The sequence below is a fragment of the Embleya australiensis genome (genome assembly GCF_051903075.1).
GTDB lineage: Bacteria > Actinomycetota > Actinomycetes > Streptomycetales > Streptomycetaceae > Embleya.
The window spans coordinates 3404595-3426609 of sequence record NZ_CP182422.1; the positions used below are offsets into that span (position 1 = coordinate 3404595).

The 22015-nt window shown below is 71.4% G+C and carries 22 protein-coding genes; 3 read left to right on the top strand and 19 right to left on the bottom strand.

Annotated features, from left to right (window positions below; all coding sequences use genetic code 11):
* The first annotated feature begins 421 nt into the window (after positions 1–421).
* Positions 422–1135, top strand: coding sequence for an SCO3374 family protein (locus ACMXN5_RS14425; protein ID WP_439675598.1), 714 nt, complete (start codon positions 422–424; stop codon positions 1133–1135).
* A gap of 81 nt (positions 1136–1216) precedes the next feature.
* On the opposite strand, the gene ACMXN5_RS14430 is transcribed toward ACMXN5_RS14425, so the two are convergent.
* From ACMXN5_RS14430 to ACMXN5_RS14445, 4 genes are all read right to left on the bottom strand, one after another.
* Positions 1217–1558 (bottom strand): histone-like nucleoid-structuring protein Lsr2, encoded by a 342-nt coding sequence (locus ACMXN5_RS14430; RefSeq protein ID WP_379999071.1) that lies wholly within the window; start codon positions 1556–1558, stop codon positions 1217–1219.
* Positions 1559–1791: 233 nt separating this feature from the next.
* The gene (locus tag ACMXN5_RS14435; protein ID WP_439675599.1) at positions 1792–2301 is read right to left on the bottom strand and encodes an amino-acid N-acetyltransferase; all 510 of its coding nucleotides are present in this window, start codon (positions 2299–2301) and stop codon (positions 1792–1794) included.
* Positions 2302–2532: 231 nt separating this feature from the next.
* Positions 2533–3516, bottom strand: a complete 984-nt coding sequence (locus ACMXN5_RS14440; RefSeq protein WP_439675600.1) for a DUF11 domain-containing protein — start codon at positions 3514–3516, stop codon at positions 2533–2535.
* 177 nt (positions 3517–3693) lie between these two features.
* A complete protein-coding gene (locus tag ACMXN5_RS14445) occupies positions 3694–4050 on the bottom strand; it encodes a BlaI/MecI/CopY family transcriptional regulator (protein WP_439675601.1) in 357 nt (118 codons plus the stop codon).
* 263 nt (positions 4051–4313) lie between these two features.
* Between ACMXN5_RS14445 and ACMXN5_RS14450 the strand changes: the two genes are divergently transcribed.
* Positions 4314–5168, top strand: a complete 855-nt coding sequence (locus ACMXN5_RS14450) for a M23 family metallopeptidase (protein ID WP_439675602.1) — start codon at positions 4314–4316, stop codon at positions 5166–5168.
* A 34-nt stretch (positions 5169–5202) separates the two neighbouring features.
* Here ACMXN5_RS14450 and ACMXN5_RS14455 read toward each other — a convergent pair whose 3' ends face one another.
* From ACMXN5_RS14455 to ACMXN5_RS14515, 13 genes are all read right to left on the bottom strand, one after another.
* Entirely contained in the window at positions 5203–5835 is a 633-nt protein-coding gene (locus ACMXN5_RS14455; protein ID WP_379999061.1) for a GDSL-type esterase/lipase family protein, read from the bottom strand.
* Positions 5836–5937: 102 nt separating this feature from the next.
* Positions 5938–7446 (bottom strand): bifunctional lysylphosphatidylglycerol synthetase/lysine--tRNA ligase LysX, encoded by a 1509-nt coding sequence (gene lysX / locus ACMXN5_RS14460; RefSeq protein WP_439675603.1) that lies wholly within the window; start codon positions 7444–7446, stop codon positions 5938–5940.
* A gap of 118 nt (positions 7447–7564) precedes the next feature.
* Complete coding sequence (locus ACMXN5_RS14465; protein ID WP_439675604.1) at positions 7565–9226, bottom strand: LAETG motif-containing sortase-dependent surface protein; 1662 nt, start codon at positions 9224–9226, stop codon at positions 7565–7567.
* A gap of 557 nt (positions 9227–9783) precedes the next feature.
* Complete coding sequence (locus ACMXN5_RS14470) at positions 9784–10755, bottom strand: hypothetical protein (RefSeq protein ID WP_439675605.1); 972 nt, start codon at positions 10753–10755, stop codon at positions 9784–9786.
* 92 nt (positions 10756–10847) lie between these two features.
* Positions 10848–11636, bottom strand: coding sequence for a type III pantothenate kinase (locus ACMXN5_RS14475; RefSeq protein WP_380033046.1), 789 nt, complete (start codon positions 11634–11636; stop codon positions 10848–10850).
* Between the two features lie 104 nt (positions 11637–11740).
* Positions 11741–12631 carry a carboxylating nicotinate-nucleotide diphosphorylase gene (gene nadC / locus ACMXN5_RS14480; RefSeq protein ID WP_439675606.1) on the bottom strand — a complete coding sequence of 297 codons (891 nt, stop codon included), beginning with the start codon at positions 12629–12631 and terminating at the stop codon, positions 11741–11743.
* Entirely contained in the window at positions 12628–14274 is a 1647-nt protein-coding gene (locus ACMXN5_RS14485) for an L-aspartate oxidase (RefSeq protein ID WP_439675607.1), read from the bottom strand. The genes nadC and ACMXN5_RS14485 overlap by 4 nt, the downstream gene beginning before the upstream one ends.
* Entirely contained in the window at positions 14271–14702 is a 432-nt protein-coding gene (gene panD, locus ACMXN5_RS14490; RefSeq protein WP_439675608.1) for an aspartate 1-decarboxylase, read from the bottom strand. The genes ACMXN5_RS14485 and panD overlap by 4 nt, the downstream gene beginning before the upstream one ends.
* The gene (gene panC / locus ACMXN5_RS14495) at positions 14699–15559 is read right to left on the bottom strand and encodes a pantoate--beta-alanine ligase (RefSeq protein WP_395793819.1); all 861 of its coding nucleotides are present in this window, start codon (positions 15557–15559) and stop codon (positions 14699–14701) included. Before panC ends, panD begins: the two co-directional genes overlap by 4 nt.
* The gene (locus tag ACMXN5_RS14500; RefSeq protein ID WP_379999043.1) at positions 15556–16494 is read right to left on the bottom strand and encodes a Rossmann-like and DUF2520 domain-containing protein; all 939 of its coding nucleotides are present in this window, start codon (positions 16492–16494) and stop codon (positions 15556–15558) included. The genes panC and ACMXN5_RS14500 overlap by 4 nt, the downstream gene beginning before the upstream one ends.
* 64 nt (positions 16495–16558) lie before the next feature.
* On the bottom strand, positions 16559–16996 hold the full coding sequence (locus tag ACMXN5_RS14505) for a hypothetical protein (protein WP_439675609.1): 438 nt from the start codon (positions 16994–16996) through the stop codon (positions 16559–16561).
* Positions 16997–17214: 218 nt separating this feature from the next.
* On the bottom strand, positions 17215–18396 hold the full coding sequence (locus ACMXN5_RS14510) for a cytochrome P450 (RefSeq protein WP_439675610.1): 1182 nt from the start codon (positions 18394–18396) through the stop codon (positions 17215–17217).
* A gap of 34 nt (positions 18397–18430) precedes the next feature.
* Entirely contained in the window at positions 18431–18889 is a 459-nt protein-coding gene (locus ACMXN5_RS14515) for a 2,4'-dihydroxyacetophenone dioxygenase family protein (RefSeq protein WP_395793811.1), read from the bottom strand.
* 210 nt (positions 18890–19099) lie between these two features.
* Between ACMXN5_RS14515 and ACMXN5_RS14520 the strand changes: the two genes are divergently transcribed.
* A complete protein-coding gene (locus tag ACMXN5_RS14520; RefSeq protein ID WP_160161536.1) occupies positions 19100–19909 on the top strand; it encodes an SDR family NAD(P)-dependent oxidoreductase in 810 nt (269 codons plus the stop codon).
* Positions 19910–19974: 65 nt separating this feature from the next.
* On the opposite strand, the gene ACMXN5_RS14525 is transcribed toward ACMXN5_RS14520, so the two are convergent.
* Both ACMXN5_RS14525 and ACMXN5_RS14530 read right to left on the bottom strand, forming a co-directional pair.
* Positions 19975–20673, bottom strand: a complete 699-nt coding sequence (locus tag ACMXN5_RS14525; protein ID WP_078976573.1) for a response regulator — start codon at positions 20671–20673, stop codon at positions 19975–19977.
* Complete coding sequence (locus ACMXN5_RS14530) at positions 20670–21902, bottom strand: sensor histidine kinase (RefSeq protein ID WP_439675611.1); 1233 nt, start codon at positions 21900–21902, stop codon at positions 20670–20672. Before ACMXN5_RS14530 ends, ACMXN5_RS14525 begins: the two co-directional genes overlap by 4 nt.
* Positions 21903–22015 lie beyond the last annotated feature (113 nt).

Below are 22015 nucleotides of genomic sequence, written 5' to 3' on the forward strand. Positions count from 1 at the left end.
CGCATGCTAGTCCTGCACGCAGGACCGCTCGATTCGTCCGTGAAGACGGGCGACCCACGTGTTGCGGACCGCCTTGGACAACTAGTCAAACCCGATGGTGCGAGACGATGTTCCCGCCGGCCACGTACTGAGGCCGATTCCGAGTACGCCAGAAGCGAACGCGGCATTTTCGGTCGCCGGTTTCGCCGTCGATCGCACCGAATCCGGCCGCCGTCGACGACTTCGCTTCCCCGTCTCCCCTCCATGTTCGGGTCATACCCCGGACGACACCCGCTGTATACCGGCAGGTCACGACCGGTGCGTACGCGACCGTGCCGGCACCGGGGGCGGCGCCGCGCGGCGAGCCCTCGAACCATGTCACTCATCGCGGTTGGCATATCACCTTTCGTAACCTCGCCGTCGTCCCGGAGTTGAACACGGTATGGCAGCCACGCTTGTTTTCGCGTCCCGTTCGGCGCCCGTCGTGCCCGGTCCGTTGGACGAGGCCCTGTGGTACGCGCGGGCCCTGGGCTGGCCCGCGGCTCCGGGGACGGGCGAGCCGGCCGATCCGATCCCGGCCGCGACCACCGATCCGCGGCTGCTCTCGGCGTATTGGGCAAACACGCCGTGGGCCGCCGTGCGGCTGGCCGCAGGGGTGCGGTTCGACGTCCTGGACGTGCCGGGCGCGGCCGGGGCGCGGGCGCTGGACCGGGTCGAGCGCCAGGGGCTGCCGGTCGGGCCGGTGGCGGCGGCAGGCACCGGGCGCATGCAGTTCTTCGTCGCCCCCGGCGTGGCGGGCGACCTGCCCGCGCTTCTGGACTGGCTGGACTGGGCCGACCTGGACCTGGACCTGCGCGCGTACGGCGAGGGCGACACGGTGGCCGCGCCGTCCCCGTGGCCGGCCACCTGGCGCTCGCCCTGGCCCCGGTCGTGGGAACACGCGCGCTGGGTGCGGCCCCCGGCCGACCCCGGCCGGATGCCCCCGGTGGACGACCTCGCGGCGCGTACCGCGCTGCCACACGTGGACGTGCGCTTCCCGGACGTCACCCGGCTGATCGGCACGCTGGCGCACGCGTGCCAGCACGTACGGCTGTTCCCGAGGCCACGGGTGCGCGAGCCGAGGCTGCTGACCCACCACCGTCCCGGCGCCGCCTGAGAGCCGGGCACAAAACGACACGAGCGGTGCCCCCCCCGGTACGTACCGGGGGAGGGCACCGCTCGTCGACGGCGTCGGCGATCAGGCGTGGGCCTTCTCGTAGGCGTCGCGGATGTTGCCCGGCACACGACCGCGCTCACTCACGTCGTAGCCGTTCTCCTTGGCCCAGGCGCGGATCTTGGCGGTGTCGCCCGAGGCGGCACCACCCTTGACCACCTGGCGAACGCCGCGACGGGCCGCGACCCGGCCACCGGTCTTGCGGCCGGCGTCGACGTAGGTCGTCAGCGCCGCGCGAAGCTGCTCTGCGTGCGTGGCGCTCAGGTCGATCTCGTAGGAGACACCGTCGAGCGCGAACGTCACCGTCTCATCGGCCTTGCCGCCGTCGAGGTCGTCAACGAGAAGAATCTGGACCTTCTGTGCCACCAGGATTCCCTTTCATCGGGAGGGTTCACAACGAGCTCAAGAAAAGGAAACCGCTTTCTGCGGGAAAATACAAACCCACGGGCGCGGAACCCGGTCGAGTCGGCAATACGTTACCGGGTTTGTGGTCACGACTTCACCGCACACCACACCGCTGCGGGCAACAAGCGTCAAGGGCTTCGCCGGCACCGGTCGCGCGATCTCCGCCACACTCGTCCGGTCTACGCGGATCGAGATCACTGCCAGAGATGGAGCAGCATCCGCGTGTTGCCAAGGGTGTTGGGTTTGACGCGTTCCAGATCCAGAAACTCGGCCACGCCCTCGTCGTACGAACGCATCAGTTCACTGTAGACATCGCCGTCGATCGGTGTCTCCGCGATCTCGACGAAGCCGTGCTTCGCGAAGAAGTCGACCTCGAAGGTCAAGCAGAATATCCGTCGAACACCCAGCCAACGCGCGGTCTCCAGAAGTTTGCTGAGCAAGAGGTGGCCCACCCCGTGTCCGGTACACGCCGGATCCACCGCGAGAGTGCGCACCTCGGCGAGGTCTTCCCACATCACGTGCAGGGCCCCGCAGGCGACCACCTCGCTGTCGTCGTCCCGCTCGGCGACCCAAAACTCCTGCACGTCTTCGAAGAGGGTGACCGTGGGTTTGTCGAGAAGGATGCGTAGCCCCACGTACCCATCCACAAGGCGCCGAATGGCCCGCACATCGGACGTTCTGGCACGTCGGATCGTCACTTCCATGGGCTGACGCTATCGCGATCACGATAGGCGTCGCCGCTCCGCCCGGTTTACCACCGATCCGCCCCGGTGCCGGTGGAAACACCCGGACGGACACGCGAAGGCCCGGGCGAGGTTTCCCACCGCCCGGGCCATACGTTCTTCATACATGCGCGGTGCCGAGATCCGGTACCGAGATCCGAACCGTGCCCTTGTGGAGTGATCAGGCAGGATATGGACGGATTTCCCCGGCCATTACCGTGTCCGGGAATCGGCCACACGCGTGCTCGCACAGGCCGCCTCGGCGTCGTCGGTACACGCGTTGCGGATCACCGGCTTGGCACCGGGCGCGCTGACGAAACTCGACCTCGCGATCATCTCGGATCCGGCCGCGCCTTCCGGCACGGTGAGCACGAGAATCAGCGAGACCTCGGTGCCGGGCTTGATCCGACCGGTCTTCCACACTCCGGTGGCACTGTCGAATTCACCCTGCGAGGGCTTGGATTCGACCGGTTTCACGCCCGCCGGCAACGTGTTGCGCACGATGGCCGACTTCGCCTCGGTACCGCCGTCGTTTCGCACCGTCACCGTGTGGGTGATCCGGTCGCCGGGCTTGGCCTGCGCCGGGTCGGCCACGCGGCGCAGTTCCAGCTTCGGCAGCGCGGCGACGTCGACGGGCGGCGACGGCGGTACGGGCGGCTTGGTCGGGACGGTCGGCACCGGCGGTTCGGTGGTCTCCGGCGGCACCGAGGGTCTGCTCTGGGGCGTGACCGAGGAGGTGTCGAGGCCGCGGTCGGGCAGGTCGGGCAGCTTGACACCCTGCGGCAGCGCACCGGTCAACCGGCTCGTCAGGTCGGTGAGCGAGCCCTGGAGTTGCCGGCCGAGCGTCGCCCGCAGGCCGTCGAGGCGGGTCCGCAGGTCGGCCATGGCGTCGTCGAGGGCGGTTCGGCCGGAGGGGGTGGAATCGCGCGTGGAGGACCACCACGTCCAGCCGTACGGGCCCGTGTAGGAACCTCCCGACCGGGTCTCGGTCGAACTCGTCGAACTCGTGTACCAGGTCCAGGAGGAACCGGTGGAGGAGTTGCCGGCATGGGCCGCCGCGGCGGGTTGCGGCCGGTATTGCGGCGCGGGGGTCGCGGCCGCCGTACCGCCCGCGGTCAGGTTCGCGCCCACCGCGACGGTCGCCCCGACCGCGACCGCCGCGAAGGCGCGTCCCGCTCGGGTTTTCGCTCGCATCATGTCGGCCCACCTTCCGTTCCGCTGCTTGCGTTCCACCGCGCGGAAGTCCGCTTTTCTTACCTAGATCATTAATACGATTACGCAGAGTTGCGCCCCGAAGACGCTGCGGATTGCGCCGAACGAATTAACAAGGCCCCCGATCAGCCCAGGGAAGTACCGAAGATCGCGCGAATCGGCTCACGGCAGCGCAACCCGCAGCGCGTCGCGCAACACCTCGATCTGTTCGGGCGTCATGCCCTCGACGAAGTGCACCAGGGCCCCGGCTCGACCACCGCCGGAGATCCAGTCGTCGCGCATCAACTCGGCGGTATGGGCGTCGCGCGAGTGCACCGCTTCGTAGAGATAGGCCCGACCGACCAACCGACGGCGCAGCAGTCCCTTGCGGAAGAGTTTGTCGAGCACGGTCATTACCGTCGTATACGCGGGCTCACGATCGGGAAGCAGTGCCTCCTGCACCTCGCTTACCGACGCGGGGCTGTTGCGCCGCCAGATCCGGAGCATCACCTGGGCTTCGAGTTCGCCTAGTCGATTCATGTCCGGCCCTTCGGGAAACCTTGTCGTGCCGTGAACTGCGTCACGCCTGCCGCGATGTCTCCTATGCGGCGTCGTAGCGGGAGCTTCGTCCGAATTCGCCCGATTTCAAACCGAGAGCCTTGGTCCGACGGGTTCAGGGCCGGGCGTGGGTGCGGGTTTTGCTACTACGCAGAGGCGTAGTGTCCGCTCCGTTACGACTTGGTGGATATGCGGCGGATTGTTACCACTGGTGTCGGCCCTGTTGTCGACACCCCGAGGTATTCGTGCCGCACTCCCCCGCCACCCCGCCCACCGAAACCCCCGCCACGCCCGACGACCGCCGCGCCCGGTTGCGCGGGGCGCGTCCGGGTCGGGCGGTCGTCGTGGTCTCCGGCCTCGCGCTGCTGGCCGTGGCGGTCACCGCCGGCGTCCAGGGCACGGGGACGGACTCGACCGGGAAGCGGGCGGCCGGTGCCGCGAGCGCGGATCCGGAGACGGCGCGGCGGCTCGCCGATCGTGGCGCGGACGTCGCGGCCCGCTCCGAGGAGCGTTCGACGCTCGACGCGGCGGGGGCGGTGGAGGCGGCGCGCCAGGCCCGCGAAACGCGCGAGGCGGAGCAGGCGGCCGCCGAGGCCGAGCAGGCCCGGGAGGCCGAGCGCGCGGCACAGGCGGCGCAGGCCGAGCAGGCCGAAAAGGCCGAGCAGGAGGCCGCGGCGGCGCGGGCGGACGCGGAGCGGGCCGCCTCGGGGTGGGTCCTGCCGACCTCGGACTACACGCTGACCGGCCGCTTCGGCAACAGCGGCGCACGCTGGGCGCACACGCACACCGGCCTGGACTTCGCCGCCCCCTCGGGCACCCCGATCCGCGCCGCCGCGGCCGGGACCATAACCTCCGCCGGCCCGGCCGGCGCGTTCGGCAACCGCATCGTGCTCACCCACCCCGACGGCACCCGCACCTGGTACTGCCACCAGTCGCGCTTCGCCAAGACCTCCGGCTCGGTGGCCGCGGGCGAGGTGATCGGCTACGTGGGCACGACCGGCAACTCGACCGGCCCGCACCTGCACTTCGAGGTGCACCCCGACGGCGGCGCGGCCGTGGACCCGAACACGTGGCTGACCGGCCGGGGCGTCAAGCCCTGACCGGGCGACGGGCGCGGCGGGTCGGCCGCCGCGCTCAGTGCCCCGGGGCCAGCGAGTCCAACCAGTCCCACCAGCCGCCGTCGGCGATCAGCGCGGCGAGTTTGGCGTAGCCCACGGCGTCGCAGTGCGCGCCGTCGCCGTACGCCTCGATGCCGGCCCACCACTGCGGATCCTCGCGCAGCGCGCGCTGTATCGGCACGAAGGGGATGCCCCGCGCGGCGCAGGTCTTGGCGTAGGCGTCCTCCAGCGCGAGCGCGGCCTCGCCGTGGTCCCGCTCGCCGGGCACGGGCGGCGCGCCGACCACCAGGCAGGTCCAGCGGGCGCCGGTCGCGGTGTCCAGTATCGCGTCGAGGTTGGCGACGCTGTCGGCGTGGGCGACCCGGCGGCGACCGTTCTCGATCCGCACGTCGTTGACGCCGAACGCGAAGACCATGCCGGTGCCGTCGGCGTGCCGCATCCTCGGTACGGCCTCGCCGTACCAGCGCTCGGCGACGTCGGCCGAGGTCTCGTACCGCACGCCCAGGTTGTACGCGGTCACCTGCCGGCCCCGGCGACGGGACTCGGCCGCGAGGCGGCCGACCCATCCGCCGCCGGAGAGGTCGCCGACACCTTGTACGAACGAGTCGCCGGCGACGCAGATCCGGAGATCGGGGGCTGCTGCTTCCATGCGGCCGACCCTATGCGTACGAACGGGTGACGCGCCCGGAAATGCGACAGGAGCCCCCTCGGGGGCGACGAACCGTCACCGAGGGGGCTCCCGCCGTGTCGATCAGTCGGTGGTCGGCTTCACCAGCGGGAACAGGATCGTCTCGCGGATGCCGCGACCGGTGAAGGCCATGATCATCCGGTCGACGCCCATGCCCACGCCGCCGCTCGGCGGCATCGCGAACTCCAGCGCGCGCAGGAAGTCCTCGTCGATCCGCATGGCCTCGACATCGCCGCCCGCGGCAAGCAGCGACTGCTCGGTGAGCCGCCGGCGCTGCTCGACCGGGTCGACCAACTCGGAGTAGCCGGTGCCCAGTTCCATGCCGAAGCCGATCAGGTCCCACTTCTCCGCGACGCCGGCGACACTGCGGTGCTGGCGGGTCAGCGGCGATGTCTCGATCGGGTAGTCGCGGACGAAGGTCGGCTCGATCAGGGTGTGCTCGACCAGCGCCTCGAAGATCTCCTGGACGAGCTTGCCCTGGCCCCAGGACTTGTCGTGTTCGATCTCGCGGGCGTCGGCGAGCTTGCGCACGGCCTCGATCGGCGTCTCGGGGGTGACCTCCTCGCCGAGCGCCTCGGAGACCGAGCCGTAGACGGTGATCTCGCGCCAGTCCCCGGAGATGTCCACCTCGCGGTCGCCGTAGCGGAAGATCTGCGAGCCGAACACGTCCTGCGCGACGTGCTGGTAGACCTCGCGGGTGAGGGTGGCCACCGTGTTGTAGTCGCCGTACGCCTCGTACGCCTCCAACATGGTGAACTCGGGGTTGTGCGTCGAGTCCGCGCCCTCGTTGCGGAAGTTGCGGTTGATCTCGAAGACCTTCTCGGCGCCGCCGACGACCAGGCGCTTGAGGTACAGCTCCGGCGCGATGCGCAGGTACAGGTCCATGTCGTACGCGTTGATGTGGGTCACGAACGGGCGCGCGGTGGCGCCGCCGTGCACCGGCTGCAGCATCGGCGTCTCGACCTCCAGGAAGTCCCTGGCGTCGAACCACTCGCGGATGGCGCGCACGATCCGGCTGCGGGTGCGCAGGATCGCCCGCGACTCGTCGTTGACGATCAGGTCGACGTAGCGCTGGCGGACCCGGGCCTCGGGGTCGGTCAGGCCCTTGTGCTTGTCCGGCAGCGGACGCAGGCACTTGGACGTGATCGCCCAGGAGTCGACCATGATCGACAACTCGCCGCGCCGGGAGGTGATCACCTGGCCCTCGACGCCGACGTGGTCGCCCAGGTCGACGTCGCTCTTCCAGGCGGCCAGCGACTCGGCGCCGACGCCGTCCAGCGAGACCATCACCTGGATGTCGCCGTCACCGTCGCGCAGCGTGGCGAAGCACAGCTTGCCGCCGGTGCGGTACAGCACGACCCGGCCGGTGACGCCGACCCGGCGCCCGGTCTCCACATCGGCTTCGAGACCGTCGAACTCCGCACGCAGCGCGCCCACCGTGGTGGTGCGGGGGAAGCCGACCGGGTACGGGTCGGTCCCCTCGGCCCGAAGCCGGTCGAGCTTGTCGCGGCGAACCCGCATCTGCTCGGGAAGGTCGTCGATCTGCGGCTGCGCTGCGCTCTGCTCGGTCACGGGACAAGGCTACCGACCCGCCACACCCACCCCGAACCGATATCCGACCGAGCCGCAAAGCCCACACGCCGAAGGGCGGGACCGCCGCCGCGACCCCGCCCTCCGAAACACCTGCGAATCAGACCGCGAGCCCCGCGGCCTTCCGCCGCCGCACCACGAAGAAGGCCCCACCGCCGACCGCGAACAGAGCCACGGCCGCACCGGCGATCACCATCGTCGACGAAGAGTCCCCGGTATTCGCCAACTCGGTCCCGTTACCGCCACCACTCGCCCCCGCACCACCGGTCGTGGTCCCGCCACCCGCCGAGCCGGAGCCACCAGAGGCGGCGCCCGGTGCGGGCTTGGTGGAGTTGAGCACGACCTGGGCGACATCGTCGGCTCGGTTGTCGTCCACCGAGCTGCTCTGGAGCATGCCGGCAGCGTCCGGAACGACCTTGTCGATCCGCATCTCGAACTCGAAGAAGCCCTTGCTGCCGGGCTTGTACGTACCGCCGTCACCGTGCCAGGCGCAGACGTAGGCGGGACGACCCTTGGCATCGAAACCGGGGTACAGCGGCCCCCCGAAATCCTGCTCCTCTTCCGTGGAGAGACGGCAGAACTCGGGGACCTTGGTCACCGTCGCGCCCTCGGGCACCGCCATCTTGACGGACCACAGGAGATCCGCGAGCGCGTAGTCGTCGACCCGGCCCGGGCCGCGGTTCTCGATGCCCGGGCGGATCTTCACGGTCTGCCCCTGTGTGCCGCGCGCGGTGGCACCGATGGCGGCGAAGTCGGCCTTGAGCGTGGTGTGCGCCGACAAGGACGTGGAGTTGTTCCAGTCGTCGAGGTCGGCCGTCGAGCGCAACGCGGAGTTCGGCTGCTGCTTGACGAGCTTGAGGGTGCCCTCGGTACCCGGCGCGCCCTTCGCGGCGGCCCTCACCAGCATGTCGGCGGCAACGTCGTCGGCCGCATAGAACGCGATTCCCGCGCCGCCCCACATCATGTCCGAGGACGCCCGCAGCGGAACGGACTTGTCCAAGGCGTACGCGTCACCGGGCTTGACCTCGACGTCGTCGAACCGGCACAGGGCCTCCTCGCCGAACGCTGCCAGGGCGCGGAAGTATCGGCAGTTCTGGTACCGCTGCGCGAAACCGATCCCCGGTCGCGCGTCCAGGGCGACGAGGACACCCTTGGCGGGCCGGTCCCCGACGTTGGAGAAGGATCCCGGCATGTCCAGCGCGGCCCCGGGAGCGACCTCGCGACGGCTGTCGGCCAACGGCTTGGCCACCAGGTCGTAGCCGCTGTTGACCACGATCTCGGCGCCATAGCTGGGGAGATCGACCCGCACCGTGGCATTCGAAGCGGTTCCGCTGTACTTCAGCTTGCCCTTGGTTCCCGGCTTCGTCGCGGCGTCCGTGCGGAGTTTGAGATCGAGGGTGGGCTTGACCGCGTTCGACTCGGGGTTGTGGGGCTTGACCTCACCGACACGGCACGTCGCCACGGTGGACTTGACGGTGCACTGCGAGGGGAACACCACCGAGGTCACACCTTTGAGGTCCGCCGTGTCCACGGTGACGACGAGATCCTTCACCGTGGCCGGACCGTAGTTCTCGATGTCGATCGAGTACGTCCGGTCCTTTCCGGGGACAGCCGTGTACGTGTCCCGTGAATCGAGCCAGAGGTATGTCTCGGCGGGTGTATCGGCCACGGCCGACGTCGCGGCGGGACCGATGAGCAGAGCGGCGGCCGTACCGGCGGCGAGAGCCGAGGCGCGCACAGGGGTCAGTCGTATGAAGGGCATGGGTTCTTTCCGGGGCGGGAGGAACACGAAAGGCCGCCGGTGAAGATCACCGGCAATCGAGAAATCGCATCGCGTGCGGAGCGTCGCCGGGGCAGACGACGAAAAGCGCGTCGGGGACGACCGGGAATGACCCGCGTCGAAGCCGGTTTTGGACACACGGGGTCGTACGACCATCGGTCACAGCGGCGGCTTCGACGCTTGGTCGGCGCCGCTTCGGACACAGAGGAGTCGAGACGCCTGGGAGGTCGAGCGGCATGCGTCGGGACACACCGTCGCACGCCTCATCCGCCATCGCGATACTCACGGTGGGAACCCGGGAGCGAGCGAAAGAACGTACGACTTCAAGAACCCCCCAAGGATCTCCAAAAACCTTTCATAGCGTAATGGTTGGTTGCGCTCCCTGCCAGGCGATATCAATCACAAAACGGCATCGTGAGGTTTGGGTCGATAATCTGCTGTAATAAGTCGACAAGAACACTCTCGGGAAAGGTCGGATCCCTCGAAATCCTTTGGTGCCCACAGGTTTTCGAGGAGCCTCGGCCCACCGGTCGAGACGCTCAACCAGTGCCGGTCTGAAGAACTTCCGGGGCGGGCAGTTGGCCGAGGATGCGGCCTTGGCGGCGGTAGGGGATCACCGGGGAGAGGGTTTCCCGGGGTGCGGCCTCCGCGTCGAGGGCCGGGGTGGGCGCGGGCTCTTCGCCGGTAGTAGCGGGCTCGGTCGAGGATTCGGGAGCCGGCGCCTCCGCGGTCGAAGGTTCAGGGATGGCGGGCGTCGACCGGGGAGGTGCGGCTTCGGGGGCCGCTTCGGGCTCGGAGCTCTCGGAGTCGACGACTGCGGACCCGACGCCCTCGGGCTCGACCACCTCGGGCTCGACGGGCTCGACGGGCTCGACGGGCTCGGGGATGCCGGGCTCGGGCTTTGTCGTGGTCGTACCGGCGGGCTCGGGCTCGGGGAGAAGTCGAGGCGGGGTCTCGCGATGGGCGGCTTCCGCCTGTTTGATCGTCGCCGACTGCCGCGGATGATCGGCCAGGGTCGGGTGGGGGCGGGTGGGGATGAGGATTTCCAAGGGGTCGGGCCTGGTGGCGCGGTCGGCTTCGGCGGCGGCTCGGCGGTGGGCGCGGGCGGTGAGGCGTTGTTCGAGGGCGGCCTCGGCCAGGTGCGTGCAGCGGCGCAACAGGGCCGCGCGGCTTGCCCGTTCGTGGGGGCCGCAGGGGAGGTCGACGACCGTGCGCAGCGCGGCCAGGTCCTCGGCGGACGGCACGTGCGCGATCTCGTCCACCGCGTTGCGCAGGCAGGACAGGAACGTGGCCGCGCTCCCCGGCAACGCGGCGCGATAGCGGCGCAGTTCGGCCGTCATGAAGGCGCGCAGCCGCTCCCGCTCGTCGTGCGCTTCGCCGATCGCCCGGCCCAGCAACCAGAAGTCGACCGAGTCGCGCCCGCCGCGCAGCGCGACGGTCAGCGCCCGACGCAGCACCCGCACCTCGTGCGCGCTGAAGGCCATCCCCTGGTCACCATGTGGCGTCGGCATACCACGCACTGTATGCGGCGAGCCGGACAATCCTGCTTATTTCGTGCTTGTGTTTTCCCGGCTCGGACGGCGAATCCGGGCCCGGGCCGCGCTCAGACCGCCGCGTTGCGCTCGTACACCATCCGCAGCCCGATCAGGGTCAACCACGGCTCGTGCACGTCGATCACCGACGCCTCGCCCAGGACCAGCGTGGCCAGCCCGCCGGTGGCCACCACCGTGACCGCGTCCGGATCGTCCGGGGACAGCTCGGCCGCCATGCGCTTGACCACACCGTCCACCTGGCCGGCGAAGCCGTACAGGATGCCGGCCTGCATCGCCTCGACCGTGCTCTTGCCGATCACGCTGCGCGGGCGCATCAGCTCGATCTTGCGCAACTGCGCGCCGCGGGCGCCCAGCGCGTCCACCGAGATCTCGATGCCGGGGGCGATCGCGCCGCCGACGTACTCGCCCTTGGTGCTGACCGCGTCGAACGTGGTCGCGGTGCCGAAGTCGACCACCACGCACGGGCCGCCGTACAGCTTGACCGCCGCGAGCGCGTTGATGATCCGGTCGGTGCCGACCTCCTTGGGGTTGTCCATCAGGACCGGCACGCCGGTCTTGACCCCGGGTTCGACCACGACCGTGGGGATGTCGCCGTAGTAGCGCCGCACCATGTCCCGCATCTCGTGCAGCACGGACGGCACGGTGGAGCAGATCGCGATGCCGTCGATGCCCTCGGCACCGATCAGCGGATGCTGGCCGAGCAGGCCCGCGAGGACGACCGCGAGTTCGTCGGCGGTCCGCCGGGCCTCGGTCGAGATGCGCCAGTGCTCGACGATCTCGTCACCGTCGAACAGGCCGAGCACGGTATGCGAGTTACCGACGTCGATGGTGAGCAACATCGTGGGCGTCCTTGGTGTTCTGGCTCGGGCCGTGGGGGACGGAGCGCGGCTTCGGAAGGGCGGGATGAGCGGGGACGGTTGATCCGGTGAACGGTACCGGTCGCTCAGGCGCGCAGGTCCACACCGATGTCCAGGATCGGGGCGGAGTGGGTCAGCGCGCCGACCGAGAGGTAGTCCACACCGGTCTCGGCGACCTCGCGGGCGGTCTCCAGGGTGAGCCCGCCACTGGCCTCGAGCCGGGCCCGGCCCGCGACCAGGGCCACCGCCTCGCGCATCTGTCGGGTGCTCATGTTGTCCAGGAGGATCAGGTCGGCACCCGCGTCCAGAACCGGCGGGATCTGGTCGAGGTGGTCCACCTCGACCTCGACGGGAAGGTCCGGGAACGCCGCGCGCACGGCCTTGAACGCCTCCGCGACCCCACCCGCGGCGACGACGTGGTTGTCCTTGACCATCGCCGCGTCGGACAGCGACATGCGGTGGTTGACCCCGCCGCCGCAACGCACCGCGTACTTCTCCAGCGCACGCAGACCCGGCGTGGTCTTGCGGGTGTCCCGGACCGCGGCGCCGGTGCCGTCGACCGCGTCCACCCACGCGCGGGTGGCGGTGGCCACCCCGGACAGCCGGGAGAGCAGGTTCAGCGCCACCCGCTCCGCGGTGAGCAGCGCGCGGGTGCCCGTCTCGGCACCGAACAGCACCGTGCCGGGCGCCACCACGTCGCCGTCCCGGACGTGCCGGGTGACCACCAGGTCGGCGCCGCAGACGAGTTGGAGGACCGCCTCGGCGACCGGCAGGCCCGCGACCACGCCCGCGGCGCGGGCGGTGAAGTCGGCGTGCCCGCGCGCGGTTTCCGGGATGGTGGCCACCGAGGTGACGTCCACGCCGCCGGCCAGGTCCTCCGCGACGGCGGCGGCCACGAGCGCGGTGACGGCGAGCGGGTCGAGCCCGGCCTGGGCCAGGCGAGCGGTGAGATCGGCGGACAGCTGGTCGGTGCTCACGCGGTGGACTCCTTCGGTTCGTGGGCCTGATAGGCGACCCGCAGCTCGCCATCGCGCAGCGTCGTGACCAGATTGCCGCGCCATGCCGTGTCGTCGGGGTCGGGGTGGTCCTCGCGCCAGTGGCAGCCGCGCGTCTCCTCGCGCAGCCGCGCGGCACGAGTGAGCGCGCTCGCGACCAGGTGCAGGTTGGTGGTCTCCCACGTCGACGTGCACGGATCGTCGCCGGCACGCGCCGCGAGGCCGGTCAGCGCGGCCTCGGTCGCGGCCAGCCCGGCCGCGTTGCGCAACACCCCGGCGCCCGAGGTCATCGCGCGTTGCAGCGGCAGGCGCACCTCGCCCAGCAGCCCGGCGGGTGCGCTCGGGGCGACCGGCTCGGCGAACGGCGGCAGCTCGCGGGCCAGGTCGGCGGCGATGCGCTCGGCGAAGACCAGGCCCTCCAGGAGCGAGTTGGAGGCGAGCCGGTTGGCGCCGTGCACGCCGGTGCAGGCCACCTCCCCGCAGGCGTACAACCCCGGCACGCTCGTACGGCCGTGCAGGTCGGTCCGGACCCCGCCACTCGCGTGGTGCGCGGCGGGAGCGACCGGGATCGGCTCGGTCACCGGGTCGATCCCGTGCGCCAGGCACGCGGCCAGGATGGTCGGGAAGCGGTGCTTCCACATCTGCGCGCCGAAGTGCCGGCCGTCCAGGTACATGTGCTCGGCACCGGTCTCGGCCATCCGACGCATGATGCCCTTGGCCACGATGTCGCGCGGGGCGAGTTCGCCGAGCGGGTGTCGATCGGTCATGAACCGCACCCCCGCCGCGTCCACGAGGTGTGCGCCCTCGCCGCGGACCGCCTCGGAGACCAGCGGCTGCTGTCCCTCGGCGTCCGGACCCAACCACAACACCGTCGGGTGGAATTGCACGAACTCCAGGTCGGTGACCTCGGCCCCGGCGCGCAGCGCGAGCGCGACCCCGTCACCGGTGGACACCGAGGGGTTGGTGGTGGACGAGAACACCTGGCCCATGCCGCCGGTGGCGAGCACGACGGCCCGACCCACCGCGGCGCCGACCCCGTCGCGCGCGCCCTCGTTCATCACGTGCAGCGTGACCCCGGCGGCCCGCCCGCTCTCGTCCTTCAACAGGTCGAGCACGAGCGCGTTCTCGATCACCTCGATGTCGGGCAGGGCGTGCACCGCGGCGACCAGCGCGCGCGATATCTCCGCCCCCGTCGCGTCGCCGCCCGCGTGCACGATGCGGTTGCGCAGGTGGCCGCCCTCGCGGGTGAGCAGCACGTCGCCGTCGGGGCCCCGGTCGAACTCGGCGCCGGTGTCGATCAGACGGCGCACCGCGTCGGGGCCCTCGGTGACCAGCACCCGGACCGCTTCCTCCAGGCACAGCCCGGCGCCGGCCACGAGCGTGTCGCGCAGGTGCTGTTCGGGGCTGTCGCCCTCGTCGAGCGCGGCCGCGATCCCGCCCTGCGCCCAGCGGGTGGAGCCCTCGTCGAGCCGGCCCTTGGTCACCAACAACACCCGCCCGGCCCGCCGGGCCCGCAGCGCGACGGTCAGGCCGGCCACGCCGGAGCCGACCACGATGACGTCGGCCCGTACGGTCCAGCCGGGATCGGGCGCGGCCAGGCGCATGGGTTGTGCGGGCGCGTTCATGACGCGGTCCGGACGGGGGCCACGCGGTCGCCGCGCACGGTCTCCCCGCCGGGCAGCGCCTCGGCCGGGTCGTGCCCGGTGCCGGTGATCGTGTTGGCCGCGTCGACGAACACCACGCGCGGCTTCATCGCCCGCGCCTCGGCGTCGGTGACCTGCGCGTACGCGATGATGATCACCAGGTCGCCGGTGTGCACCAGCCGTGCCGCGGCGCCGTTGATGCCGATCACGCCGGTGCCGCGCGGGCCCGCGATCGTGTACGTCTCCAGGCGGGCGCCGTTGTCGATGTCGACCACGTGCACCAGTTCGCCGGGCAGGATGTCGGCGGCTTCGAGCAGATCCTCGTCGATGGTGATGGATCCGACGTAGTGGAGGTCCGCCTGCGTGATCGTCGCGCGGTGGATCTTGGACTTGAACATCGTGCGCATCATGACCGGGGGACTCCCGTGATCGTCAGGCGGGCGTTGTCGATGAGGCGGGTGGTGCCGACGCGGGCCGCCAGCGCCAGGATCGCCGGGCCCGCGTGGTCCGCGGCCACCGGGGTGAAGTCGTCGGGATCGACCAACTCCACGTAGTCGGGCTCGAGTACGGCCCGCAGCACCCCCTCGGCCGCGGCCCGCACCGCCGCCGCGCCGTCGGCGGCGCGCCCGGCGCCCGCGTCGAGCGCGCGCCCGAGGGAGAGCGCGATCTCCCGCTCGGACGCGGAGAGATAGCGGTTGCGGCTGGACCGGGCCAACCCGTCGGGTTCGCGGACGGTGGGCACGCCCACGATCTCGACGGGGAAGTTCAGATCGCGCACCATCCGCCGGATCAGCGCCAGTTGCTGGGCGTCCTTCTCGCCGAAGAAGGCGACCTTCGGGTCGGTCAGGTGCAGCAGCTTGGCCACCACCGTGAGCATGCCGTCGAAGTGGCCGGGGCGGGAGGCGCCTTCGAGGACCGAGCCGGTGGGTCCGGCGGTGATCCGCACCTGCGGCTCGCCGCCCGGGTACACCTCGTCCACCGAGGGCGCGAACACCACGTCGGCGCCCGCCCGCGCGCTCACCGCCAGGTCGGCGTCCAGGGTGCGCGGGTAGCGGTCCAGGTCCTCCCCCGCGCCGAACTGGAGCGGGTTGACGAACACGGTGACCACCACGTGTCCGGCCGGGCCGACGAACGCGCGCGCGGCGTGGATCAGCGCGGCGTGCCCCTCGTGCAGCGCGCCCATCGTCATCACCACCGCGCGCAGCCCGTGCGGGCGGGTGTCCTCGGCGAGTTCGGCCGCGGTCCGGGCCAGTCGCACATCGGTCACGGTCGGCCTCCCTCGGCCAGTACACCGAGCAGCGCCTCGGCCGCCTCGGCCTTGAGCAGCCCGGCGTTGAGCGCGCGGTCCGCGGTCAGTCGGGCCATCGCCACGTAGGCGGCCAGCGCCTCGGGCGAGACCCGACGCAGCTCGGCCACGTGCGCGGCCACCGTGCCCGCGTCGCCGCGCGCGACCGGACCGGTGAGCGCGTGGTCGCCGGCGCGCAGCGCGTTGTCCAGGGCGGCGCCGAGCAGCGGCCCGAGCATCCGGCCCGGGGCCCGCACGCCGGCCGCGCCGAGCAGTTCGATCGACTGCGCGACCAGGGTGACCAGGTGGTTCGCGCCGTTGGCCAGGGCCACGTGGTAGAGCGCGCGGTCCTGCTCCTCGATCCACTCGGGCTCGCCACCCATCTCCACCACCAGCGCCTCGGCGACCGGTCGCAGCACCTCGGGCGAGGTGACGCCGAAGGAGCAGCCGGCCAGCCGTTCCAGGTCGACGGTGCTGCCGGTGAAGGTCATCACCGGGTGCAGCGCGAGCGGCAGCGCGCCGGCGCGAGTGGCCGGCTCCAGGATGGCGACGCCGTAGCGCCCGGAGGCGTGCACCAGGAGTTGGCCGGCCTTGATCGCCCCGGTCTCGGCCAGGCCGTGCACCAGGGCTTCCAGCGCGTCGTCGGGCACGGTCAGCAGGGTCAGGTCGGAGGCCGCGATGACCTCCTGCGGGGTGACCAGCGGGACACCCGGGAGCAGTTCCTCGGCGCGGCGCCGGGATGCCTCGGAGACGCCGGAGGCGGCCACCACCGAGTGCCCGGCGAGGGCGAGGGCGGCGGCGAGGGTCGGGCCGACGCGGCCGGTGCCCACCACGCCCACGCGCAGCCGCGCGGGGCGGTCGGCGGGGTCGGGCGAGCGGCCGTGCGGGTACGGGCGTGCGGTGATGTCGTTGTTCACGCGAGCGAGCCTTCCGTTCCAGTCCGCGGCGGGTACCGGACGAGTACTGGCCCGATCAGGGTACTCACGCGCCGGGCGGACCGGTCCCCGGGATGGTCGGCGGGTGGGCCGGCCGCCGACTCGGCGCCGGCCACCGGTAGCGGGAGGCGCCGGCCACGTAGGAGGCCCGCAGGGCGACCTTGCGGCGGATCAGCTCCGGTCCGCGCATGCCGATCGCGCCGAGCGCGGTGAGCACGAGGCCGGTCAGCAGCATCGTGCCGGTAACCACCCGAGCGACCCGCACGCTGCGCGGACCGCCCTGGGTCTGCAGCGAGTAGGCGGACGGGCTCGCTCCGTCGCCTCGGGGCGCGGATTCCACCGACGCGACGGCGCTACTGCGCTCGGGTGACGGAGCGGGAGCCGGGCCGGCGTCCAGGGCCCCGGCCGCCGCGACGATCCCGACCGCGGCGACCGCGAGCGCACAGCGGCGTCCCGCGCGTATGACCAGTTGACGGCTGCCCATGGGAAGCCTCCCGGAGACCAGTGCCGATGAAACCGAGTACGAGCCAGTGCGGACCAGGTACGAGGATTCGGCCCTCTTCGCCTTCCCCGAGTCGATCGTCTATGTGTCCCCTTTCGACCGGTGTCGCATGCCTGTCACGCTTCGGGAAACCGGAAAAAGCGCATGCCGAGACCCCGGACGGGCATGGCCCGCCCGGGGTCACCCTCGGTCGTCGTTCGCTACCCCAGCCGCACCGGAAGCCGGGTGAGCGCGTTGTTGAGGTTGGAGCACAACCGCTCGGGCTCGCCGGTCCGCTCGATCACGGGATGCGCCGCGAGCAGCTCCTCGAAGAACACCCGGCCCTCCAGTCGGGCGATGTGCACGCCCAGGCAGAAGTGCTCGGCGAAACCGAAGGACAGGTGCGGGTTGGGCCTGCGGGTGATGTCGAAGCGTTGCGGGTCGGCGAAGACGTCCTCGTCGCGGTTGGCCGAGGTGTAGTACATCGCCACCTTCTCGCCCGCCCGGATCCGCACACCGCGCAGTTCGGTGTCCCGGGTGGCGGTGCGGCGGAAGTAGTGCAGCGGGTTGGCCCAGCGCAGGATCTCCTCCACCGCGCCCGGCACCAGCGCCCGATCCGCGCGCAGCGCGGCGAGCTGGTCGGGGTGGGCGAGCAGCGCGTCCAGCCCGGCGGAGAGCATCGTCTTGGTGGTGTCGTTGCCCGCGGTCACCAACTGCACGAAGAACCGGCCGAAGTCGAGGTCGGTCATCATCCGGCCGTCGAACTCGGACTCAAGGATCAGCGACGTGATGTCCGCACGCGGTTCCTCGATCCGGCGCCGCGCCGCGAAGCCCATCGCGTAGCGGGCCATCTCGATCGCCGCCGTGCCGCCCTCGCCCGCCGTGTTGCGTTCGGCGAGCGCGTGGATGTGGTCCCAGTCCGCGGCCGGCAGGCCCATCAGCTCGCCGATCACCTGGGTGGGCAGCCCGGAGGTGACGTCGTGCACGAACTCGACCTCGCCGCCGCCCACCCGGGTCAGGATCTCCCGGCAGATGGCCCGGATCCGGTCCTCCATGCCGCCGACGACCCGCGCGGTAAAGGACTTGACCAGCGGCTTGCGGTAGGCCCGGTGCCGCGGCGGGTCCATCGAGAGCAGCGTGCCGCGCAGCGCCTCCAGGCGGTCCGGTTCGAGGTCCTCGACGAGGATCCCACCGGCCTCGGCGGAGAAGATCTCGGGGTGCTGCGAGACGTACTCGACGTCGGCGTGCCGCAGCACCGCCCAGTAGCCCGGCTGTCCCGGGATGTCCTGCCAGTACACCGGCCGGGTCCGGCGCAACTCGGCGAACAGCGCGTGCGGCGGGCCGTCCACGTACCGCTCGGGGCGGTACAGGTCCGGTTCGGCCCGCTCGGCGGTGGCGGTCATCGTGCCCCCTCGCAACCTCGGCTCGCGGACATCCTCAACCCACCAGCACGTTCGGCCGACCGAAACCCTGCGCCTCGCACAGCGCGCGGTAGGCCCGCAGCGTGCCGGGACCGTCGGTCACCGAGGTGATGTTCCCGTCCGCGTCCAGGTTGAGGTTGGCGCCGTACATCTGGAACCAGACCCGGGTGTCCGGCTCCACGCAGGTGAGCGTGTGCACCGAACCGGCGGGCTCGTACAGGAACGAGCCGGCCCGGTTGACGTAGTCGTACTCGGCGTACTTCCACGCGCCCGAGGTGGTGTAGCCGTACACGGGTCCGGTGTGCCGGTGCGTCTCCACCGCGAAGCCGGGCTGGAAGACGTTCTCCACGATCCACAGGCCCTCCTCCTCCTTGACGCACAACACCTTGAGCTTGTTGCCGCCACCGATGTCGACGAACGGCAGGTCGTCGGCGCCGAGGTGGACTGCGGGGCGGCCGGGTGCGCTGGTGGTCATGCGATCTCCTTGGTCATGGCGGGTCCCCCGGGACGGGCGCCGCGTCCGCGGCGGCGCGACAGCATGTCTGTAACGGTGTAACAGCATGCCTCGAACGGCGCCGAGTTTCGAGGGCCGCGCAGGATGGGCAACACCATCGATCGCACGCGTACGCGCGGGGACACGTGCGGCGACGGGCACAGGGGACGGGTACAGGGATGGGGAGCGCAGATGGGACAGCTCGACGGACGGGTCGCCGTGGTCACCGGCGGCGCCGACGGGATCGGCCGAGCGTGTTGTGAGCGCTTCGCCGAGGAGGGCGCCGACATCGTGGTCGCGGACGTGCGCGACGAGGCCGCGATGGACACCATCGAGGCGGTCGAGAAGCGCGGCCGACGGGCCACCTACATGCACACCGACCCGAGCAGTCCGACCGACACCGGGACGGTGATGCAGCACGCGATCGACACGTTCGGCGCGATCGACGTGCTGGTCACCGCGGCGGGCATCACCACGGCCGACCACGTCGGGGGCCGGCGCCGGCGGGCCGCCCCGGTCGAGTCGGACCCGATCAGGCGGTTCACCGACAGCCCGCTCGCCGAGTGGCAGCGGGTGTTGGACGTGAACCTGACCGGCACGCTCCTCGCGGTCCAGGCCGCCGCCCGCTGGATGGTCGCCCAGGGCCGGCGCGGCTCGATCATCACCGTCGCCTCGATCGCCGCGCGCCATCCCGAGACCGGCGGGCCGGGCTACGCGGTGTCCAAGGCGGGCGTGTGGATGCTGACCAAGCAGGCCGCCCTCGCACTCGGCCCGGCCGGGATCCGGGTCAACGCGATCGGCCCGGGTTTCATCGAGACCAACATGACCGCGGTCCTGCGCGGCGTGCCGGAGCTGGAGCAGCGGCTGCTCGGCAGCGTGCCGCTGGGCCGGATGGGCACCGCGCGCGAGGTGGCCAACGCGGCGCTGTTCCTGGCGAGCGACCAGTCGTCCTACTTCACCGGCGAGATGTTGCACCCGGACGGCGGCTTCTACACCGACTGACCGAGACGACCCGACCGGGCCGACCGGGCGCGCGGGCCGGGCGGTCGGCCCGCGTGCCCGGGACGCTACCTGCCGCGGGCCTTGACCAGGCCGGTCTCGTACGCCAGCACCACGACCTGGACCCGGTCGCGCAGCCCGAGCTTCATCAGGATCCGACCGACGTGCGTCTTGATGGTGGCCTCGGACAGGAACAGCCGCTGTGCGATCTCCGCGTTGGACAGGCCCTGGGCGACCAGCATCATCACCTCCAACTCGCGCTCGGTCAGCGCGTCCACCACGTCCGGGCGGGGCTCGTGGTCGCTGGGCAGGATCGGCGCGAACCGGTCGAGCAGGCGCTTGGTCGTGCTCGGCGCCACCACCGCGTCGCCCGAGGCCACCGCCCGGATCCCGGACAGCAGCTCCGGCGGCGGCACGTCCTTGAGCAGGAAGCCGCTCGCCCCGGCCTTGAGCGCGGCGAACGCGTACTCGTCGAGGTCGAAGGTGGTCAGCATGAGCACCTTGGGCCGCACCCGGCCCTCGGGCAGTACCAGGGCGTTCTCCCCGCCGTCCGCGCAGATCCGTCGGCACGCCTCGACGCCGTCCATGCGCGGCATCCGCACGTCCATCAGGACCACGTCGACGTCCACGTGCCGCAGCTTGTCGAGCGCCTCGACGCCGTCGCCGGCCTCGGCCACCACGCTCATGTCCGGCTGCGCCTGCAACACCATGGTGAAGCCGGTCCGCAACAATTCCTGGTCGTCTACCAGCATCACCTTGATGCTCACTGGGCTCCTTGAAGAGTCGTTCGGGACGGGCCTGCGGCGACGGACGCGGAATCGGACCGGCCGGCGTAGGGCAGCATCGCACTGACCGACCACCCGCCGCCGACGGTGGGGCCGGTCCGCAACCGGCCGCCCAGCATCGCGACCCGCTCGCGCATGCCGACCAGGCCGTGCCCCATCCCGTCGCCCGGCGCCGCCGCGCCCCGCCCGTCGTCGCTGATCTCCATCTCCAGGCCGGCCTCCCCGTAGCCGACACCGACCTTCGCGGTGACGTCGGGGCCGCCGTGCTTGCGGGTGTTGGTCAGCGCCTCCTGGACGATCCGGTACGCGGTCAGCGCCACGCTCTGCGGCAATTCGACCGGCACGCCCGCGACCGTGAGCTCCACGTTCAGGCCGGTGGTGCGCACCTGCTCGACCAGTTCGTCGAGTTGCTCGACGCCGGGCTGCGGCACGTACGCCTCGGCCTCGCTCTGCGAGCGCAGCACGCCCAGGAGGCGGCGCATCTCGGCCAGCGCCTCGCGCCCGGTCGCCGCGATCGTGCCCAGCGCCTCGCGGGCCCGATCCGGCGCCGCGTCGATCGCGTACGCCGCGCCGTCGGCCTGCACCACCATCACCGACACGTTGTGCGCCACCACGTCGTGCAACTCGCGGGCGATCCGGGCCCGCTCGGCCGCGGCGGCGATCTGCGCCTGCTGGTCGCGCTCGAACTCGAGCCGGGTGGCCCGCTCCTCCAGCTCGGCGTAGAACGCCCGCCGGGTGCGCATCGAATCGCCCAGCACCCACGCGATGGCGAGCAGGACCACGGTGAACGTCAGGCCGAAGAGGTTGGCCTTGAACGAGGATTCGGCCGAGGAGGGGAACCGGGCGAGCAGTACGGCGGGACCGATCAGGGTCATCGCCAGGCCGGCCCGGGAGAGCCAGCGCGGGCCCGATTTGGCGGCGGTGTACAACGACACGAGCATCGCGTAGTTGGCGGCGGTGATCGTGTTGTCCCAGACCAGCTGCATCAGCCCGCCGACCACGACCAGCGCGGTGGCGGTGAACGGGCGCACCCGGTGCAGCATCATGCCCAGGCTGAGCAGCGTGGTCAGGAGCAGCCACCACCAGGTGGGGGCGTTCGAGCTCGACCCGTCGGAGAGGACCTGAAGCACACCGAGGCCGAAGACCGGAATCGTGCATACCGAGTCGACCCACAGGGGGTGTGCTCGCAGCCACGCGTAGATTCGTTGCACACTTCGACGCTACGTGGGCCCCGTCCGGCGCGCGTCCACCGACTTACCGAATCATCCCTCCGCCACAAGTCGCACCCCGCGCCCGGTGCGTCTCGCTCCGGAGGCCGGCCGGA